An 18,023-nucleotide genomic window follows, 5' to 3' on the forward strand; every position below is an offset into this window, starting at 1 on the left:
TCGCCGTTGTCTCAGCGCTGGCCGCGGCGGTGTGCGCCGCGGTGCTCCTCGGTGGTCGTGCCGTGGACGTGGTGCGGGCCAGCACGACGCCAGTGGCCTGGTCGGCGGCGGCGAGGACGTGCCGGGCGACAGTGTCGCCGGTCCGTGTCCGGGAGCCGCGTAGCGTCTTGCCGTCCACGGCGATCACCCTGCGTGTCCCCGCCGACCGCGCGGGCAGTTGCGTGGCGAGCCAGGCTCCGATCACCATGGCCAGCCGGTGGCGTCCAGGGCCTGCAACAGCCTGCGGATCATGGCCTCTGACGGCCGCCGGCCAGGGTCGATCCCGAGCACAGCCGCGGTATCGGCAGGTAGATCAGCGACCCACTCACCGATCGCCGGGTACGAGCGGTAACCGGCGACGACCGCGCACACCGCCGCCGCGACCACGGTTACCAGAGCATGCCGGACCCCACGTCGGGCACGCGGATCGGGCAGGGAACCCAACGCGGCCAGCAGGTCGGCAGCCGAGGCCACGGCAGATGACCCGGGCGGTGCGGTCGACAACGATGAGATCAGCGATGATGGCAACGCGGGCATGGCTCACTTCAGATAGATCAACAGGCCTCGAGAACCTTGATGATCTTCTGGAACGGCCATGCCCGCCCCGCTACCCACACCCAGGGCGCGTCTACACCAACCACCTCAAGCCGGACACCCCTCACGACTTTGCCGGGGCCCTGCGTAGTGGGGCGCCTCGTCGCCGCCCGCACCCTCGCCGGAGGCGACATCTGAGCCTCACAGCGATCGCTTAGGGTGACCGGGGAGAATGGTCGGGTGACTTCTCCCCGCGATCTCGTTCTGCTCGGTTCGACCGGTTCGATCGGGACCCAGGCCATCGACATCGTGCGCCGCAACCCGGACCGGTTCCGGGTGGTCGCGCTCGGCGCCGGCGGCGGCAACGTCGCACTGCTCGCCGCCCAGGCACTGGAGCTGGGCGTCGAGGCGGTCGGTGTCGCGAAGGCCTCCGCCGCCCAGGACCTGCAGCTCGCCTTCTACGCCGAGGCGTCCAAGCGCGGCTACGCCACCGGCGACTTCAAGATCCCAAAGATCGTGGCGGGCCCGGACGCGATGACCGAGCTCGCGCAGTGGCCCTGTGACGTGGTGCTCAACGGTGTCGTCGGCTCGCTGGGGCTCGCGCCGACGCTCGCCGCGCTGCGGGCCGGGCGTACGCTCGCGCTCGCCAACAAGGAGTCGCTGGTCGCCGGCGGCCCGCTGGTGAAGGCCGCGATCCAGCGGCCGGGGCAGATCGTGCCGGTCGACTCGGAGCACTCGGCGCTGGCCCAGTGCCTGCGCAGCGGCAGCGCCGCCGAGGTGCGCCGGCTGATCGTCACCGCCAGCGGCGGACCGTTCCGCGGGCGCAGCCGCGACGAGTTGACGCAGGTCACACCGGAGCAGGCGCTCAACCACCCGACCTGAGCACGGCGCGCGCCGCGTTCGCCTTCTTGTGGTACGAGTACGACGCACGTGGCCAGATGGCCAAGGCGATTCACTCGGAAGACCCGGGCCGGCCGTGGACCTGGAGCTACGACAAGCGGGGCCGGCTGAGACGGCCACCGATCCCGACACCGGCACGACGACGCTCGCCTATGACCACCGCGACCGGCCCCTGACGTCGACGAATGCCTGTGGCATCACGGTGTGGAGCGGTTACGACGAGTTGTCACGGCCGACGCAGCAGCGGCTTGGCGGCAGCAGCGGAACTCTCCTGGCGGAGTACACCTACGACACTGTCAGCGTCGGGCCGACTGTGAAAGGGGTAGAAAGTGGCGACGAGATTCGACTCCGACCGGTACCTTGACCTGCTAAATGAGGCGATCCCTGGCGAGACCGGGGCCGATGAGATCCTAAGGTTTCTAAAGAGGCAAGGGCTTTCGATAGTTCAGTCAACAACTGTCTTTGCGCGTCGACGTGGGATGTCGATGTCTGAGGCAAAGGAAATCGTTGCTGAGAGCGATACATGGAACGACGTGATGGCGGACCACTCAAACTTTCACGACGCACTGGAGCGTAGTGCAGAGACATGTCGCCAGATACCTTGATCGAGTTTGTGATTTCACCTCCGTGATGACGTCATTCAAGTATTTGATCAGTGGCGAGCAGCGGTTCGTCGTCGTAGTTATGGCTGGTGAAGCCGCTGCTGCCACTCGACTGTGGGTTTGTTTGGCGCCGGACAATCCGACGGTCGGAAGTGGTTGGCTCGGCTGCTGGAGTAGTGGCACGCGAAAGGTGGAAACAGGATATTCCCTCGGGCGTCTACTCGGGGAAATGAACGCGGAGGTGGCGCGTGTGGGGCGGACGGGCCCGTTTGGCTCCTACCTCGACGATCATCTTTTCTTCGACGGGTGGGATGCTTGGGGAAGCGGGATTCCAGCACCGATAGACAATCTGTTTCCGGTCGATGTGCTGGCGTGCGCGCAAAGCTGCCGATCGAGCAATGAACTTGTAGGTATACTGTTTGGCCGAGAAAGGCGAAGCGTCGATTCTCCTGAGTGACAGAAATATTCACGAGCGGGCCGTGTGGGTGTTTCGGTCAAGTGCCCGCCCGGCCTCTTTCGCTTCGGTCCGTGACCACGTTCCGTGAAAGTGCTGGATGCCTGCCGCCGTCAGGGGTGCCGTCATGGATAACTGTGCCTGCGATTTTGGGTGACTCGCAGTGAAGGACGTGCCTTGAGGAACTGCCGTTAGTGATTCACCGTCGCGGACGCGGCCCGAGGAGGTCTCACGATGCGCCGTCGCCGAGCGCCTCGTCGCCGCTGGTGCCCTCGCCGACGGCGACATCATGAGCCTCTCAGCGATCGCTTAGGGTGACCGGGGAGAATGGCCGGGTGACTTCTCCCCGCGATCTCGTCTTGCTCGGTTCGACCGGTTCGATCGGGACCCAGGCCATCGACATCGTGCGCCGCAACCCGGACCGGTTCCGGGTGGTCGCGCTCGGCGCCGGCGGCGGCAACGTCGCACTGCTCGCCGCCCAGGCACTGGAGCTGGGCGTCGAGGCGGTCGGTGTCGCGAAGGCCTCCGCCGCCCAGGACCTGCAGCTCGCCTTCTACGCCGAGGCGTCCAAGCGCGGCTACGCCACCGGCGACTTCAAGATCCCAAAGATCGTGGCGGGCCCGGACGCGATGACCGAGCTCGCGCAGTGGCCCTGTGACGTGGTGCTCAACGGTGTCGTCGGCTCGCTGGGGCTCGCGCCGACGCTCGCCGCGCTGCGGGCCGGGCGTACGCTCGCGCTCGCCAACAAGGAGTCGCTGGTCGCCGGCGGCCCGCTGGTGAAGGCCGCGATCCAGCGGCCGGGGCAGATCGTGCCGGTCGACTCGGAGCACTCGGCGCTCGCCCAGTGCCTGCGCAGCGGCAGCGCCGCCGAGGTGCGCCGGCTGATCGTCACCGCCAGCGGGGGACCGTTCCGCGGGCGCAGCCGTGACGAGTTGACGCAGGTCACGCCGGAGCAGGCGCTGAACCACCCGACCTGGAACATGGGGCCGGTGGTGACGATCAACTCCGCCACCATGGTCAACAAGGCGCTCGAGGTGATCGAGGCGCACGAACTCTTCGACATCGCGTACGCCGACATCGAGGTGATGGTCCACCCGCAGTCGGTGATCCACTCGATGGTGGAGTTCGTCGACGGCTCGACCATCGCCCAGGCCAGCCCGCCCGACATGCGGCTGCCGATCGCGCTCGGTCTCGGCTGGCCCGACCGGGTGCCCGGCGCCGCCACCGCGGTCGACTGGAGCACCGCCCACACCTGGGAGTTCTTCCCGCTCGACGACACTGCTTTCCCTGCGGTGGCGCTGGCGAAGGCGGCGGGGGAGACCGGTCGCTGCCGGCCGGCGGTCTTCAACGCCGCCAACGAGGAGTTCGTCGCCGCGTTCGTCGCGGGACGCCTGCCCTTCCTCGGTATCGTGGACGCGCTGCAACGGGTGCTGGAGAGTACTCCCGATTTCGATGAGCCGGGTACGGTCGACGATGTGCTTGCGGCGGAGTCGTGGGCGCGTACGCATGCCCAGGAGATCATCGCGCGCTCGGTGGAAGGAGCTTGATGGCGTACGTGTTCGGGGTGGTCCTCTTCGCCCTGGCGATCCTCATCTCGGTGAGCCTGCACGAGGCCGGTCACATGGTCACGGCCAAGGCGTTCGGGATGAAGGTCACCCGCTACTTCGTCGGCTTCGGGCCGACAGTCTTCTCCTTCCGCAAGGGCGAGACCGAGTACGGCCTCAAAGGCATCCCGCTCGGCGGCTTCTGCAAGATCGTCGGGATGACCCCGCAGGACGACGACGTCGAGCCGGCCGACCAGCCGCGGGCGATGTGGCGTTTCCCGCTCTGGAAGCGCACAGTGGTGATGTCCGCCGGGTCGATCACGCACTTCGGTCTCGCCGCCATCGCGATCTGGGTCTCGGCGATCTCCCTGGGCCTGCCGAACCCGGCCTTCCCCAGCACCGAGTCCGAGATTCTCGCCGAGCCGGCCCGGATCGCCGTCGCCGACTGTGTGATCGCCGAACAGGTCGCCCGCGAATGTGCCCCCGGTGACCAGGCCAGCCCCGCCAAGGCCGCGAACCTGCAGAACGGTGACGTGATCACCGCGGTCAACGGCGTGCAGGTCAGCAGCTGGGGCGACTTCCAGGCGGCCCTGCGCGAGGTGCCGCCGGGCACTGCGGCGACGATCTCCTACCTGCGCGACGGCCGGGCCGAGGAGACCACCGCGAATCTCGCCACGGTCAAGCGCCCGCCGCTGGACAACCCCGCGGGGGAGGCCAAGGACGTCGCCGCGCTCGGCGTCGGCCTGGTCGCCACCACGCCGAGCTGGGTCACCTACGGCCCCGTCGAGGCTGTCGGGGCCAGCGGCGAGTTCCTCGGCACGCTCGCGACCAACACCGTCGACGCGCTGCAGCGGCTGCCGCAGAAGATCCCCCCGCTCTGGGACGCCGTCACCGGCGGCGAACGGGACATGGACACCCCGATCAGCGTCGTCGGCGCCAGCCGGCTCGGTGGCGAGGCCGTCGACAACGACGCCTGGGAGGTCTTCATCCTCCTGTTCATCTCGTTGAACTTCTTCGTCGGTGTGTTCAACCTGCTGCCGCTGCTCCCGCTCGACGGCGGCCACATCGCGATCGCCTGGTTCGAACGCGCGCGCTCCTGGTTGTACGGCAAGATCGGCCGGGCCGATCCCGGGCATGTCGACTACCTGAAGCTCATGCCGCTCACCTACGCGGTGATCCTGATCGGTGGCGCCTTCACGCTGCTGACAGTCACCGCGGATGTCATCAATCCGATCACGCTCTTCTCGAGGTGAGTACCAACGTGACAGCTGTCAGTCTCGGTATGCCCGCCGTACCTCCCGCGCCGCTGGCTCCGCGCCGGATCAGTCGGCAGATCATGGTCGGCTCGGTGCCGGTCGGCGGCGGCGCGCCCGTCTCCGTGCAGTCGATGACCACCACCCTCACCTCCGACGTCAACGCCACGCTCCAGCAGATCGCCGAGCTGACCGCGGCCGGTTGTCAGATCGTCCGGGTCGCCGTTCCCTCCCAGGACGACGTGGAGGCGCTGCCGGCGATCGCCAGGAAGTCGCAGATCCCGGTGATCGCCGACATCCACTTCCAGCCGAAGTACGTCTTCGCCGCCATCGACGCCGGCTGCGCGGCGGTCCGGGTCAACCCGGGCAACATCCGCCAGTTCGACGACAAGGTCGGCGAGATCGCCAAGGCCGCCAGTGAGGCCGGTGTGCCGATCCGCATCGGCGTCAACGCCGGCTCCCTGGACAAGCGGCTGCTGGCCAAGTACGGCCGGGCCACCCCCGAGGCGCTCGTCGAGTCGGCGCTCTGGGAGTGCTCGCTCTTCGAGGAGCACGGCTTCCGCGACATCAAGATCTCGGTCAAGCACAACGACCCGGTCGTCATGATCCAGGCGTACCGGCTGCTCGCCGCGAAGTGCGACTACCCGCTGCACCTGGGCGTCACCGAGGCCGGCCCGACCTTCCAGGGCACCATCAAGTCCGCCACCGCCTTCGGGGCGCTCCTGTCCCAGGGCATCGGCGACACCATCCGGGTCTCCCTCTCCGCCCCGCCGGTCGAGGAGATCAAGGTCGGCTCGGCGATCCTGGAGTCGCTCGGGCTGCGCGAGCGCGGCCTGGAGATCGTCTCCTGTCCCTCCTGCGGCCGCGCCCAGGTCGACGTCTACAAGCTCGCCGAGGAGGTCACCGCCGGCCTCGAAGGGCTGCCGGTGCCGCTGCGGGTCGCCGTCATGGGCTGCGTCGTCAACGGCCCCGGCGAGGCCCGCGAGGCCGACCTCGGTGTCGCCTCCGGCAACGGCAAGGGCCAGATCTTCGTCAAGGGCCAGGTCATCAAGACCGTCCCCGAGGCGCAGATCGTCGAGACCCTGATCGAGGAGGCGCTGCGCCTGGCCGAGGAGATGGGCGCCGAACTCCCCGAGGAGCTGCGCGGGCTGACCGGCGCCACCGTCTCCGTGCACTGACGTACGTCGAACCTTCGCCGGGCCGGTCACCACGGGTGACCGGCCCGGTGTCTTTGCCGGCTCGAACGACCCGCCAACGTCTCTGCGGCACCGGCCCGGACCGCCCACCGGCGGCACCTGCTGTGAGCGGCGCAACGTCCGGGTAAAACCAGGCGAAATCCGTCCGCCCCGGTGGCTACTGTCCTGCGAGTGCCACTGCTGCCCGCACCGGGGCTCGCCCGGACGCTGACGTACGCCACCCTGGTCCACACCGTGGGGCGGGGCCTCTGGCTCACCGCCAGCGCGCTGATGCTGACCCGGTCCGTCGGGCTCTCCGTCGCCGAGGTCGGTATCGCGCTCAGCGCCGCGGCCCTGGTCAACCTCGTCGTCGCCAGCCCGATGGGCTACCTCGCCGACCGGCTCGGACCCCGCCGCGTCTACCTCCTGTCGGGGTTCGCCCTGGCGGTGCTGACCGCCGGGATCGCGCTCGCGGGGTCGTTCGTGGCGTACCTGGGGCTGGCCGTGCTGATCGCGGTGGCCGACAGCGCCAACGTCGGCGCCCGGGGCGCGGTGATCGCCGGGGGTGTTCCCGCCGACCAGCGGGTGCGCACCCGCGCCTACCTGCGCGCCACCACCAACGTCGGCATCTCCGTCGGCGCGGTGATCGCAGGCGCCGGCATCGCCGTCGACACGCGCGCCGCCTACCAGGTGCTGATCATCGCCAACGCCGCCTTCTTCCTGCTCGCGGCGCTGATGCTGATCCGGCTCGTCCCCATCCCGCGAGTGCCCGCCCCCGCGAGTGGCCCGCGGCTGCTCGCCCTGCGCGACCGGCCCTTCCTCGCCTTCGTCGCCCTCGACGGGCTGATGTCGATGCACTTCACCCTGCTCAACGTCGCCCTGCCGCTCTGGATCGCCGACCACACCGACGCCCCGCGCTGGCTGATCTCGGTGCTGCTGCTGGTCAACACCACGATGGTGGTGCTCTTCCAGGTGCGCGCCTCCCGGGGCACCGCGGATCTGCCGGGCGCGGCGCGGGCCTCCCGCCGCGCCGGCGTCGCGATCGGCGCGGCCTGCGTGCTCTTCGCCGCCGCCGGCGGAATGCCCACCGCCGCGGCGGTGGCGCTGCTGGTCGCCGGGGCGCTCGCCCACGTCGTCGGCGAGCTCTGGCACTCCGCCGCCGGCTGGGGCATCTCGTTCGGGCTCGCCCCCGCCCACGCCCAGGGCCAGTACCAGGGCACGTACGGCATGGGCTTCTCGCTCGGCCGGATGGTGGCGCCGGTGCTGGTCACCACGCTCGCCATCGGCTGGGGCACCCCCGGCTGGATCGTGCTGGGGGTGCTCTTCCTGCTGCTCGGGGCGGCGATCCCGCCGGTGGTGCGCTGGGCGGCGGGGACCCGTACGCCGGCGGGGGAGCGGGAAGCCGTCGCCGTCGGCTGAGGCGATGCCGCCACTCGTCCCCCGCGAAACGGCACCGATCTGGCAGGCTGGACGGGTGCTGATGGCGCCCGTACGGCAGCTCGGCGCGGCGGACCGCCGCGCCGTCGAACGGCTGCTCGACCTCGACCCGTACGGCGCCGCGCCTGTGGCGGAGCGGGTCGCCGCGCGCGGTCTGGCCTGGTGGCGCTCCGACGGCCGGGTGCTCGGCTACGGCAGCCGCCGCAACCTGGAGGCGCTCTGCTGGGTCGGCGGCAACCTGACCCCGGTGCGCGCCGGCCGTCCCGCGCTCGCGGCCTTCGCCGAACGGCTCGCCGGTGAGCCGCGGCTCTGCTCCTCGATCGTCGGGCGGGCCGACGCGGTGCTGGAGCTCTGGGAGCGGCTGGAAGGGCGCTGGGGCCCGGCCCGCGACGTACGCCCGAACCAGCCGCTGCTGGTGACCGCCACGATGCCGTCGGTCGCGCCCGACCCGTACGTGCGCCGGGTGCAGGTGGAGGAGAGCGAGCTGCTCTTCCCGGCCGCGGTCGCCATGTACACCGAGGAGGTCGGCGTCTCGCCGGTGCTGGAGGACGGCGGCCGCGCCTACCGGCGGCGGGTCAACGACCTGGTCCGGGCCGGGCGCGCGTACGCCCGCTTCGAGGACGGCCGGGTGGTCTTCAAGGCCGAACTCGCGGTGGTGACCCGTCGGACCGCGCAGATCCAGGGCGTCTGGATGACGCCGGAGTGGCGCGGGCGGGGGTTCGCCGCCGCGGCGATGGCGGCGGTGGTTCGCGACGCGCTCACGTACGTGGCGCCGACGGTGAGCCTCTACGTCAACGACTTCAACGCCCCGGCCCGGCGGGTGTACCAGCGCTGCGGCTTCGCACCGGTCGGCGCCCTCGCCACCGTTCTCTTCTGACCTGCCCCGCCGACGCGCGCGTCGGAATCCTGGCCAACCGGGTCGGGCCGGATATGAGCATCCGCACCGCCGCCGCCACGTACGGGGTGGCCTTCTCGCCGTACTTCCTGGGGATCGTGCGCCGGGTCGCCCAGACCTGAGTGCCACTCGGGGCCCTGGGCGGCTCCGGCCCTCGCCCCTATTCTGGGGGCATCGATTGGTCGCGCCCGTGGCTCCCCCGTGAGCCGCCCCCGTCCCCTGCGAAGGGTAAGTCCATGAGCGTCGCATTCCTGGTCTCCGGTGTCCGCACCCCGTTCGGCCGCTACGGCGGCGCCCTCGCCGGGGTCCGCCCCGACGACCTCGCCGCGCACGTGATCCGCGAACTGGCCGCCCGCCATCCGTCGGTTGACTGGTCCCGGGTGGACGACGTGGTGCTGGGCTGCGCCAACCAGGCCGGAGAGGACAACCGCAACGTGGCCCGGATGGCCGCGCTCCTCGCCGGCCTCCCGCAGGAAGTGCCGGGCAGCACCGTCAACCGGCTCTGTGGCTCCGGCCTGGACGCGCTCGCCACCGCCGCCCGGGCGATCGTCGCCGGTGAGGCCGATCTCGTGGTCGCCGGCGGTGTGGAGAGCATGAGCCGCGCCCCGTTCGTGCTGCCGAAGGCGACCAGTGCCTTCTCCCGCTCCAACGAGATCCACGACACCACCCTGGGCTGGCGGTTCGTCAACCCGGCGATGGAGGAGCAGTTCGGTACCGACTCGATGCCCCAGACCGCCGAGAACGTGGCCCGCGACTACGACGTCTCCCGCGCCGACCAGGACGCGTTCGCGCTGCGGTCGCAGCAGCGTGCGGCGAAGGCGCAGGCAAACGGCGTCCTCGCCGCCGAGATCGTGCCGGTGGAGGTGCCGGCCGGGCGGGGGCAGACCCGCCTGGTGGAGGCCGACGAGCACCCGCGGGAGACCACGGCGGAGAAGCTCGCCGCACTGCGCCCGCTCTTTCCCGGCGGCACGGTGACCGCCGGCAACGCCTCCGGCATCAACGACGGGGCGGTTGCCCTCCTCGTCGCCAGCGAGGCCGCCGTGCTCCGGTACGGACTGACCCCGCTGGCCCGCATCAGCGGCGCCGCCGCGGCCGGGGTGCCGCCCCGGGTGATGGGCATCGGCCCCGTTCCGGCCAGCCGCAAGCTGCTGGAGCGGCTCGGTCTGCAGATCTCCGACGTGGACGTGGTGGAGCTCAACGAGGCATTCGCAGCCCAGGGGATCGCGGTGCTGCGGGAACTCGGTCTGGCACCCGACGCCGAGCACGTCAACCCCAATGGCGGCGCGATCGCCCTCGGGCATCCGCTCGGTGCCAGCGGGGGCCGGCTGGCGCTCAACGCCGCGCTGCAGCTGCGCCGCACCGACGCCCGCCGGGCCCTGGTGACGATGTGCGTCGGTGTCGGGCAGGGCATCTCGCTGATGCTGGAATCGGCCGCCTGAGCGCGGCCCGCTCGGTCCGGCACGACCGGCACCGCACGCCTAGAGTGTTGACCACCATCAAGCACAGGGAGTCGGACCGGTGACCCTCGACGATGCCCAGGCGGCGGTGACGATCCTGGCCGGCGTGATGATCCTGGCCGGGCTGGCGGGTGTGGTCGTCCCGGTGCTGCCGGCGGTGCCGCTCTGCTGGGGCGGGGTGCTGGTCTGGGCGCTCTTCGGCGACGCCGGCGCGCTGCGCTGGGGGATCCTCGCCGTCGCCACACTGGTGGCGCTCGTCGGCGCCGTCGTCAAGTACGCCTGGCCCGGCCGCAACCTCAAACGCAGCGGGGTGCCCAACCGCTCCCTGCTCGCCGGCGGTCTGCTCGGGCTGGTCGGCTTCTTCGTGGTGCCGCTCGTCGGGCTGGTGATCGGATTCGTGCTCGGCATCTACCTCGCCGAACTCGCCCGGCTGGGCAACGCCTCCCTGGCCTGGCCCTCGACCGTGCAGGCGCTCAAGGCGGCCGGCTTGTCGATGCTGGTCGAGCTCGGTTCCGGGCTGATCATCGCCGGGCTCTGGGGTGCCGGGCTGCTGCTTGCCTGACCCGCGACTCCGTGATCGCAGTCGATTCCTGGCGCCCGGTGGTGTGGATCGCTTGCCACCGGGCATCAGTCCACTGTCAGTGATGCGTTAGGTTGCTCGTTCCGGCGGGTACATCGGCCTCGCACGGTGGGGACCCGAGGCATCGCCGCAACCAGCCGCAGTGGGAGGTTCGATGAGCTCTGCTCCGGCTGCAGAGCACGGTGACGGCAGCTACGCCGGCAGCGATCAGCTCTCGACGATGCTCTCGGCGGCGCCCACGACCAGCGACGCCGTACCCTTCCCGGCCGAGTTTCCCGAGGTGCCGGGGACGGCCCTGGCCGGACGGTACCTGCCCGGCACCCTCGACCTGGAAGTGGGCGGGGACTGGTACGACGTCCTGCCGCTGGACTCCGAACGCCTGCTGCTGGTCGTCGGTGAGGTGACCGCCCGTGGCCTGGCCGGTGTCGCGCCGATCCGGCAGGTGCGCGACGTGCTGCGCGGCGCGGCCCGCGACAACTGCGATCCCGGCGCGGTGCTCACCCGGCTGAACCAGGCGGCGGTCGACGGCGACGGCTGGGCCGCCAGTGTCATCTGCCTGATCTTCGATCCCGCCGGCGGCGAGCTGCGGTACGCCAGCGCCGGCCATCCGCCGCCGCTGGTGATCTCCGGCGCCGAGCTGCGGCTGCTCTACGACCGGGCGCTGGGCCCGCTGATCGGCGCGCTCCCCACCGCCGCCTACGAGGTCCGCGACGACCGGCTGGAAGTCGGGGACCGCCTGCTGCTCTACACCGGCGGCCTCGTCGAGCAGCACGGGGCCGGCGCCGACCTGCTCGGCCGGGTCCGGGTGGCGGCCGCCGAGCCGGCGGAGCGCCTGCCCGACCTGCTGGACGCGGTCGCCCGGGTGGTGACCGAGCGCTCCGGCCACGACGACGTCGCACTGCTGGCACTGGAGGCGGTGGAGTCCAGCGGGTTCGCGCTGCGGTTGCCGGCCGAGCCGACGAAGCTCAGCCTGCTGCGCAAGCGGCTGGAACGGTTCCTCGTGGCCCACCGGGTCGGTGAGACGGACCTCTTCGACCTGACCGTGGCGGTCTCCGAGGCAGCGGCGAACGCGATCGAGCATCCGATCGACCCGCGGGAGCCGGTGATCGAGGTCGAGGTGTCGATCAGGGACCGGAGCGTGCTGGTGACGGTGCGCGACACGGGCCAGTGGCGGGAGTCGACCGACGCCGGCTTCCGCGGCCGGGGCCTGTCACTGATCAACGCCCTCGGTGAGCTGGTGGTGCGCCGTACCCCGCAGGGCACCGAGCTGAGCCTGCGCCGCCGGCTCGCCGACTGATCGCCGCCGGGTCCGTTCCGGAGCGGGTGGCACGGATCACGGGGCGGGAAACGCCGGTGCGGGCGGCTATAGGCTTGCACGTATGACCGTCCGTCCGTCGCTGATCCCCGGCACCCTCTCCCCGGCGCGGCCGGTGCCGGGTCGCATCGTCCGCCCCGAGTACGTCGGCAAGACCGCCCCGAAACAGTGGCAGGGCTCGCACGTCCAGACCCCGGAGACCATCGAGAAGATGCGCGTCGCGGGCCGGATCGCCGCCCAGGCGCTGCAACTGGCCGGGGAGCACTGCAAGCCCGGCGTCACCACGGACGAGATCGACCGGGTGGTGCACGAGTTCCTCTGCGACCAGGGGGCGTACCCCTCGACGCTCGGCTACAAGGGCTTCCCGAAGTCCTGCTGCACCAGCCTCAACGAGGTCATCTGCCACGGCATCCCCGACTCCACGGTGATCATGGACGGGGACATCGTCAACGTCGACATCACCGCCTACATCGGCGGCGTGCACGGCGACACCAACGCCACCTTCCTGGCCGGCGAGGTCGCGGAGGAGGCCCGGCTGCTGGTGGAGCGCACCCGCGAGGCGATGATGCGCGGCATCCGGGCGGTCGCCCCGGGACGGCAGATCAACGTCATCGGCCGCGTGATCGAGTCGTACGCGAAGCGGTTCGGCTACGGCGTGGTGCGCGACTTCACCGGGCACGGCATCGGTGAGGCGTTCCACAGCGGCCTCTACGTGCCACACTACGACAGCCCCCGCCCCACCGACGTGATGGAGCCGGGGATGACCTTCACCATCGAGCCGATGATCACCCTCGGCACCCACCAGTGGGACATGTGGGACGACGGCTGGACCGTGGTCACCAAGGACCGTCGCTGGACCGCGCAGTTCGAGCACACACTGGTCGTCACCGAGGACGGGCACGAAATTCTGACCCTGCCATGACCGAGATCGACGTGCCGAAGGTCGAGGAGGTGGCCGAGATTCCCGCTGCGTTCCGGGAGCACCACCACGCCGACGTCTCCGGCGGCTGGCTGCGTCCGGCGGTCTTCGGCGCGATGGACGGGCTGGTCACCAACATCGCCCTCATCGCCGGCGTCGGCGGTGGCGGCGTCTCCGCCGACAACATCCTGCTCAGCGGTGTCGCGGGCCTGGTCGCCGGCGCCATCTCGATGGGGCTGGGGGAGTACACCAGCGTCAGCTCCGCCAACGAGCAGGTCGCCGCCGAGATCGCCAAGGAACGCCGGGAGCTGGAGCTCAACCCGGAAGCCGAGGCGTGGGAGCTGGCCCAGGCCTGGGTGCGCCGCGGTGTGCCCGAGGAGGTCGCCGAGCAGCTCGCGGCGGCGCTTGCGAAGAACCCGGAGGAGGAGCTGCGCGCCCACGTCCGGGAGGAGCTGGGCGTCGACCCCGACGACCGGCCGAGCCCGTGGATCGCCGCGATCTCGTCCTTCGTCTGCTTCTCGATCGGCGCGATCGTGCCGCTGCTGCCGTACCTGCTCGGGTTCACCTCGCTCTGGCTGGCGCTCGGCTTCGGTGCGGTGGGGCTCTTCGTGGCCGGCGCGATCGTTGCCCGCTTCACCGGCAAGCGCTGGTGGCGCAGCGGCGCGCGTCAGCTGCTGCTCGGTGTCGCCGCCGCAGGCGCCACCTACCTGATCGGCCTGCTGATCGGCGTCCAGATCACCTGACAGTCGTGCAACCGTTCCGGCCCGGCGCCCCCGTGGCGCCGGGCCGGAACTCTCCGCGGTCTCAGGTTCTCAGGCGGACCGCGATCCCGGTCGCGATCTCAGCCGAATCGGCGCTCGATCGGCAACCGCGAGCGGGTGAGCAGCCCCGCGCCCGCCATTGCGATCAGGGGTACCACCAGCAGCAGCCCCAGGGCGCTCCACGGCACCACCAACGGGTACGGATGGCTGACGAGGAGGACCCGCTCCTGCCCGGAGTTCAGTGCGGTCAGGATCACGAACGCCGAGCCCAGGCCCACCGCCGCCCCGAGCAGCGCGCCGATCCCGGCGATCACTCCCGCCTGGCTGAGCGACAGTCTCCGTCGTACGCCGGGACTGGCGCCGACCGCGGCCAGGGTGGAGAGGTCGCGGCGGCCGTCGGCGGCGGTGAGCCCGGTCGCGATCCCGGCGGCGCCGAGTGCGATCACCCCGGCGGCCAGCGCCAGGATGAGCGATGTGTTGTTCTGATCGGCGGTGTGGCCCCGCTCGACAGCCACCTCGATCTCCGGTGCCACCGCCAGTACGGCGGCGGTGAGGGCGTCCTGCTCCGCCTGGGTCAGCCCGTCGGCCGTGCCGGCCGCGTAGCCGCTGTGCCGGATGGCCAGTCCGGCCTGCTCGACCACGTCGGGCGAGAAGAACGTCAGCTGGTTTCCCACGCCGCTGGTGAGTGCATGACCCGGCACGGTGAGGCTGCCCGGGTCCGCCTCGTCCGGTCGGTGGATCTGCACCGTCACCTGTCCGTCGACGAGGTAGCGCGCGTCGTCGACCACCACACCTCCGGTCCGGAGAGTCCGTTGTGCCTTGGCGAGATCGTCGCCGGTTGCCCCGGTCAGTGTGGCCAGGGCCGAGCCGTCGTCGACCACCTCCTGCAGACTGATACTGCTCTGGTAGAAGCGGGGCGCGTCGTTGCAGCGGGGGTCGGCCCGGAGCCGCCGAATCTCATCCTGGGAGAGTTCGTCCGTCGAGCGGCCGCTCGGATTGGGGCAGATCTGCTCCGGTGGCATGCTCACCACGAGGTAGCAACGCCCGGGGCCCTCGGCGATCCCTGCCGGGCAGGCTGTCATATGGATCTCGGTGAGGGTGTTCGACACTGCCCGGTCGGCGACGGCGGTCCTGATCCGCTGTTTCTGGTCCCCCAGCACGGCGGTCGGGCTGACAACCATGACAGTGCCAAGCGGCGCGGAGGGCTGGTAGCCGGCGGCACTGCTCGCGCGTTCACTGTCGAGGTAGGTACCCATCAGCACCGCCCCGGCCACCGCAGCCATCACCGCCGAGACAGCCGGGGCTGCGGAGGCCCGGTTGCGGGCGGTGTCCCGCAGGGCGAGCCGTGGCGCCAGCGGCAGAACCGTCCCGGCCTTGGCGATCAGGCCGATCAGGCTGGGCGTGCAGACGGCCAGCCCGATCTGCACCAGGATCAGCCCGCCGAGGGTGCCGGCGATGTCGACCTGCTGTGCGCCGTACCCGGCCAGTGCGCCGCCGGCGACGACGAGTGTCGCGCCGAGCAGGATCCAGCGACGCCGGGAGCGGACGGCGCCGCGCCGTCCCGTCAGCCCCGCCACGACGGACTGCCTCGCGGCGGTGAAGGCAGGGATCAGCGCCGCGGCGGTGCCGGTGAGCACCGCGAGGACGGCGATGCCGGCGAGGGCGAGCGGGAACGCCCGGTAACCTCCGGCACGCTGATGGAAGAGGAACCCTTCCAGCAGTCCCCGGGTGGCGAAGGCGGTCAGGACACCGAGCAGCAGGCCGGCCAGTGCGCCCGCGAGGCCGAGCAGGACACCGTCGGCGAGGACGATGCGCCGCAGTTGGGCCGCGTTGCCCCCGGCCGCGGCGACCAGGGCCAGCTCACGGCTGCGTCGGCGGGCACCGACGGCGAAGGCCGGCCCGGCCAGCAACACGATCTCCAGGATGCCCAGCCCGGCGATGAGGATGCCGATGGCGGCGAACCGGCCGTTCTCGTCGGCGGGAGGTGGCGCGGTGTCGGGCGGATCCAGCACGACCGCGCGAGATTCGACCACCAGGCCGTGCCGGTTGAGCTGCTGGACCTGCTCCCAGTCGACGGGTGCAGGGGTGTCGATGAGCCAGTGATACTCGGCGGTTTCGCCGGTGATCTCGCGCAGCGCCGTCGGGGATATCGCCACGATCTCGGTGAGGGAGTTGGGGAACTCCACGATCCCGGTCACGGTGAAGCGACGTTCGCCTCCGCCGACGATCACCTCGCCGCCTCGGGTCACCCCGAGTCGCTTCGCGGCCTGGGTGGTGACGACGGCCTCGGCCTCACCCCGGGGTGCCGTACCGGAGACCAGGGTCCACATTCCGGTGGTGAGAGGGTCGCTCAGGTCGAGTCCGAGGACCCGCAGCTGGCCCCGGCCGGTCGCGGTCTCCAGCTCCACCCAGTTGTCGCGTGCCTGCGTGGCGCTGCTCCCTGGCGGCAGGACGGCCAGAATCTCGTCCTCGGTCGGCGGCTTGGTCCGGTAGCCGCCTGCGGCCGACCAATTGCGGCCGACAGCATCCTGGGTGACCGGGCTGCCGGCGAACCACCGCACCGAGGCGTCGGCCTGTCCGAGTGTCCGATCCAGCCGCTCCTCGGCGGTCAGCGTGAACATGTCGTACGCCGTGGCGGCGAAGCCCATCCCCAGGACCGGCAACGCGATCATCGCCAGCACCAGGGCACTGCGGCCCCGGGACCGCCGGGTTTCCCGCGCCGCGATGCGCAGCGCCGTACGCCAGCCGCTCATCGCACCGATCCCAGCAGCGATTCGGCGCCGGCGAGCGGGCCGCTGGTGTCGATGACGACACCGTCGCGGAGGAAGACGACCCGGTCGGCCCAGGCGGCGTGCCGGGAGTCGTGGGTGACGAGCATCCCGGCGGCGCCGGCGTCGATGCGGGCCCGCAGCAGCCGCAGGATCTGCTCGCCGGTCTGCGAGTCGAGCGCCCCGGTCGGTTCGTCGGCGAGCACCAGCCGGCGTTCGCCGACCAGCGCACGGGCGATGGCGACCCGCTGCTGCTGGCCGCCGGAGAGCTCGTCGGGGAAGCGGGCCGCCTTCTCGGTGAGGCCCACCTCCGACAGTGCGGCGATGGCGAGCCGTCGTGCGGCGCGTACGCCCTTGCCGTCCAGCTCCAGCGGGAGCGCGACGTTCTCCACGGCGGTCAGTCCGGCGAGCAGGTTGAGGTCCTGGAAGACGTACCCGATGCTGCGGCGGCGCAGCTGGGCCAGGTGGCGGCGGTTGAGGGTGCGCAGGGACTGCCCTTCGACGCGGACCTCGCCTTCGGTGGGGCTGTCGAGGCCGCCGGCGAGGTGCAGCAGGGTCGACTTGCCGGAGCCGGAGGGCCCCATGACGGCGACCAGTTCGCCGGGGCGGACAGTCAGGGTGACGCCGCGCAGGGCGTGCACCGCCGCCGCGCCCGTGCCGTGCGTGCGGTGCACCGCCGAGAGTTCCAGGACGGGCCGGGCCGGAGCGGCCCTCACGCGGACGCCTCGCTCTCGGCCGCCGAGGTGTCGTGCGTGTACCCGGCGTCGGTGCCGACAGCCCTTGCGGTACGGCGGGTCGGCGGTGGTGGTTCGCGCAGGACGCTCGCCTCGCAGTAGTCGAGCCAGCGCAGCTCCGCCTCGGCCTGGAAGACCAGCGACTCCAGCACCAGCCGCCAGGAGAGCGCGCCGGGTTCGGTGCCGCGGGTTTTGAGCCGGGTGAGTTCCTGCAGCGTGCGCATGGTGGCGCTGCGCTGGGTCTGCACGACGGCGCCGACGTCGACGCCCGGGGTGGAGAGCGCCAGCGCCAGTTTGATCGCCAGTTCGTCGCGGGGCCGGTCGGCGCGGCTGATCGGGGAGGCGAACCAGAGGGCGATCTCGGTGCGCCCCTCGGGGGTGATCTCGTACGGTCGTTTGCCGTCGGTGTCCTCCGGCAGGGCCGTGACCAGCCCGTCGCGTTCCAGCCGGCTCAGGGTCGTGTAGACCTGCCCGATGTTCAGCGGCCAGGTCGCCCCGGTGGCCTCCTCGAAGGAGGCGCGTAGCTGGTAGCCGTACATGGGCCCGCGTTCGAGCAGGGCGAGCAGGCCATGGCGAATCGTCATGGATACCGAGTATGCATACCCGGTATGGCGTTGGCAAGCGCGCGGTCCGCCCGCGGCGCGGCGCAGGTCGGG

15 protein-coding genes and 1 pseudogene are annotated in these 18,023 nt (G+C 71.2%); 12 read left to right on the forward strand and 4 right to left on the reverse strand.

What is annotated here, in order from left to right; genetic code table 11:
* Positions 1 to 240: 240 nt before the first annotated feature.
* On the reverse strand, positions 241 to 576 hold the full coding sequence (locus ACK8GG_RS10260; protein ID WP_440356172.1) for a transposase family protein: 336 nt from the start codon (positions 574 to 576) through the stop codon (positions 241 to 243).
* 237 nt (positions 577 to 813) lie between these two features.
* Between ACK8GG_RS10260 and ACK8GG_RS10265 the strand changes: the two are divergent.
* The 12 genes and pseudogenes from ACK8GG_RS10265 to ACK8GG_RS10320 all read left to right on the forward strand — a co-directional run.
* Positions 814 to 1,452 (forward strand): annotated as a pseudogene (locus ACK8GG_RS10265) (1-deoxy-D-xylulose-5-phosphate reductoisomerase); the annotation flags it as partial.
* Positions 1,453 to 1,549: 97 nt separating this feature from the next.
* A complete protein-coding gene (locus ACK8GG_RS10270; RefSeq protein ID WP_440356173.1) occupies positions 1,550 to 1,837 on the forward strand; it encodes a hypothetical protein in 288 nt (95 codons plus the stop codon).
* A gap of 1,027 nt (positions 1,838 to 2,864) precedes the next feature.
* Entirely contained in the window at positions 2,865 to 4,076 is a 1,212-nt protein-coding gene (gene dxr, locus ACK8GG_RS10275; protein ID WP_440356174.1) for a 1-deoxy-D-xylulose-5-phosphate reductoisomerase, read from the forward strand.
* Positions 4,076 to 5,326, forward strand: coding sequence for a M50 family metallopeptidase (locus tag ACK8GG_RS10280; RefSeq protein ID WP_440353469.1), 1,251 nt, complete (start codon positions 4,076 to 4,078; stop codon positions 5,324 to 5,326). The genes dxr and ACK8GG_RS10280 overlap by 1 nt, the downstream gene beginning before the upstream one ends.
* Before the next feature lie 8 nt (positions 5,327 to 5,334).
* Positions 5,335 to 6,504, forward strand: coding sequence for a flavodoxin-dependent (E)-4-hydroxy-3-methylbut-2-enyl-diphosphate synthase (ispG, locus tag ACK8GG_RS10285; RefSeq protein ID WP_440356175.1), 1,170 nt, complete (start codon positions 5,335 to 5,337; stop codon positions 6,502 to 6,504).
* Between the two features lie 189 nt (positions 6,505 to 6,693).
* Complete coding sequence (locus ACK8GG_RS10290) at positions 6,694 to 7,920, forward strand: MFS transporter (RefSeq protein ID WP_440356176.1); 1,227 nt, start codon at positions 6,694 to 6,696, stop codon at positions 7,918 to 7,920.
* A gap of 55 nt (positions 7,921 to 7,975) precedes the next feature.
* The gene (locus ACK8GG_RS10295; RefSeq protein ID WP_440356177.1) at positions 7,976 to 8,815 is read left to right on the forward strand and encodes a GNAT family N-acetyltransferase; all 840 of its coding nucleotides are present in this window, start codon (positions 7,976 to 7,978) and stop codon (positions 8,813 to 8,815) included.
* 254 nt (positions 8,816 to 9,069) lie between these two features.
* The gene (pcaF, locus tag ACK8GG_RS10300; RefSeq protein WP_440349992.1) at positions 9,070 to 10,272 is read left to right on the forward strand and encodes a 3-oxoadipyl-CoA thiolase; all 1,203 of its coding nucleotides are present in this window, start codon (positions 9,070 to 9,072) and stop codon (positions 10,270 to 10,272) included.
* A 79-nt stretch (positions 10,273 to 10,351) separates the two neighbouring features.
* Entirely contained in the window at positions 10,352 to 10,852 is a 501-nt protein-coding gene (locus ACK8GG_RS10305; protein WP_440356178.1) for a DUF456 domain-containing protein, read from the forward strand.
* Between the two features lie 172 nt (positions 10,853 to 11,024).
* Complete coding sequence (locus tag ACK8GG_RS10310) at positions 11,025 to 12,167, forward strand: ATP-binding SpoIIE family protein phosphatase (RefSeq protein WP_440356179.1); 1,143 nt, start codon at positions 11,025 to 11,027, stop codon at positions 12,165 to 12,167.
* Between the two features lie 82 nt (positions 12,168 to 12,249).
* Complete coding sequence (map, locus tag ACK8GG_RS10315) at positions 12,250 to 13,107, forward strand: type I methionyl aminopeptidase (RefSeq protein ID WP_440349995.1); 858 nt, start codon at positions 12,250 to 12,252, stop codon at positions 13,105 to 13,107.
* 29 nt (positions 13,108 to 13,136) lie between these two features.
* A complete protein-coding gene (locus tag ACK8GG_RS10320) occupies positions 13,137 to 13,847 on the forward strand; it encodes a VIT1/CCC1 transporter family protein (RefSeq protein ID WP_440350308.1) in 711 nt (236 codons plus the stop codon).
* 98 nt (positions 13,848 to 13,945) lie between these two features.
* Here ACK8GG_RS10320 and ACK8GG_RS10325 read toward each other — a convergent pair whose 3' ends face one another.
* From ACK8GG_RS10325 to ACK8GG_RS10335, 3 genes are read right to left on the reverse strand one after another with little or no spacing between them, the layout of a single operon-like run.
* Entirely contained in the window at positions 13,946 to 16,618 is a 2,673-nt protein-coding gene (locus ACK8GG_RS10325; RefSeq protein ID WP_440356180.1) for an ABC transporter permease family protein, read from the reverse strand.
* A complete protein-coding gene (locus tag ACK8GG_RS10330) occupies positions 16,615 to 17,349 on the reverse strand; it encodes an ABC transporter ATP-binding protein (RefSeq protein ID WP_440353480.1) in 735 nt (244 codons plus the stop codon). The genes ACK8GG_RS10325 and ACK8GG_RS10330 overlap by 4 nt, the downstream gene beginning before the upstream one ends.
* Positions 17,346 to 17,951, reverse strand: a complete 606-nt coding sequence (locus ACK8GG_RS10335; RefSeq protein WP_440353481.1) for a PadR family transcriptional regulator — start codon at positions 17,949 to 17,951, stop codon at positions 17,346 to 17,348. The genes ACK8GG_RS10330 and ACK8GG_RS10335 overlap by 4 nt, the downstream gene beginning before the upstream one ends.
* Positions 17,952 to 18,023 lie beyond the last annotated feature (72 nt).

The organism is Melissospora conviva (assembly GCF_049523535.1).
Classification (GTDB): Bacteria; Actinomycetota; Actinomycetes; order Mycobacteriales; family Micromonosporaceae; genus Melissospora; species Melissospora conviva.

What these genes read in the sequence shown, in the direction of transcription:
- ACK8GG_RS10280 (WP_440353469.1), top strand. Translation starts at nt 4,076, where the DNA reads ATGGCGTACGTGTTCGGGGTGGTCCTCTTCGCCCTGGCGATCCTCATC.
- ACK8GG_RS10325 (WP_440356180.1), bottom strand. Translation starts at nt 16,618, where the DNA reads ATGAGCGGCTGGCGTACGGCGCTGCGCATCGCGGCGCGGGAAACCCGG.
- ACK8GG_RS10335 (WP_440353481.1), bottom strand. Translation starts at nt 17,951, where the DNA reads ATGACGATTCGCCATGGCCTGCTCGCCCTGCTCGAACGCGGGCCCATG.
- ACK8GG_RS10310 (WP_440356179.1), top strand. Translation starts at nt 11,025, where the DNA reads ATGAGCTCTGCTCCGGCTGCAGAGCACGGTGACGGCAGCTACGCCGGC.
- map (WP_440349995.1), top strand. Translation starts at nt 12,250, where the DNA reads ATGACCGTCCGTCCGTCGCTGATCCCCGGCACCCTCTCCCCGGCGCGG.
- pcaF (WP_440349992.1), top strand. Translation starts at nt 9,070, where the DNA reads ATGAGCGTCGCATTCCTGGTCTCCGGTGTCCGCACCCCGTTCGGCCGC.
- ACK8GG_RS10260 (WP_440356172.1), bottom strand. Translation starts at nt 576, where the DNA reads ATGCCCGCGTTGCCATCATCGCTGATCTCATCGTTGTCGACCGCACCG.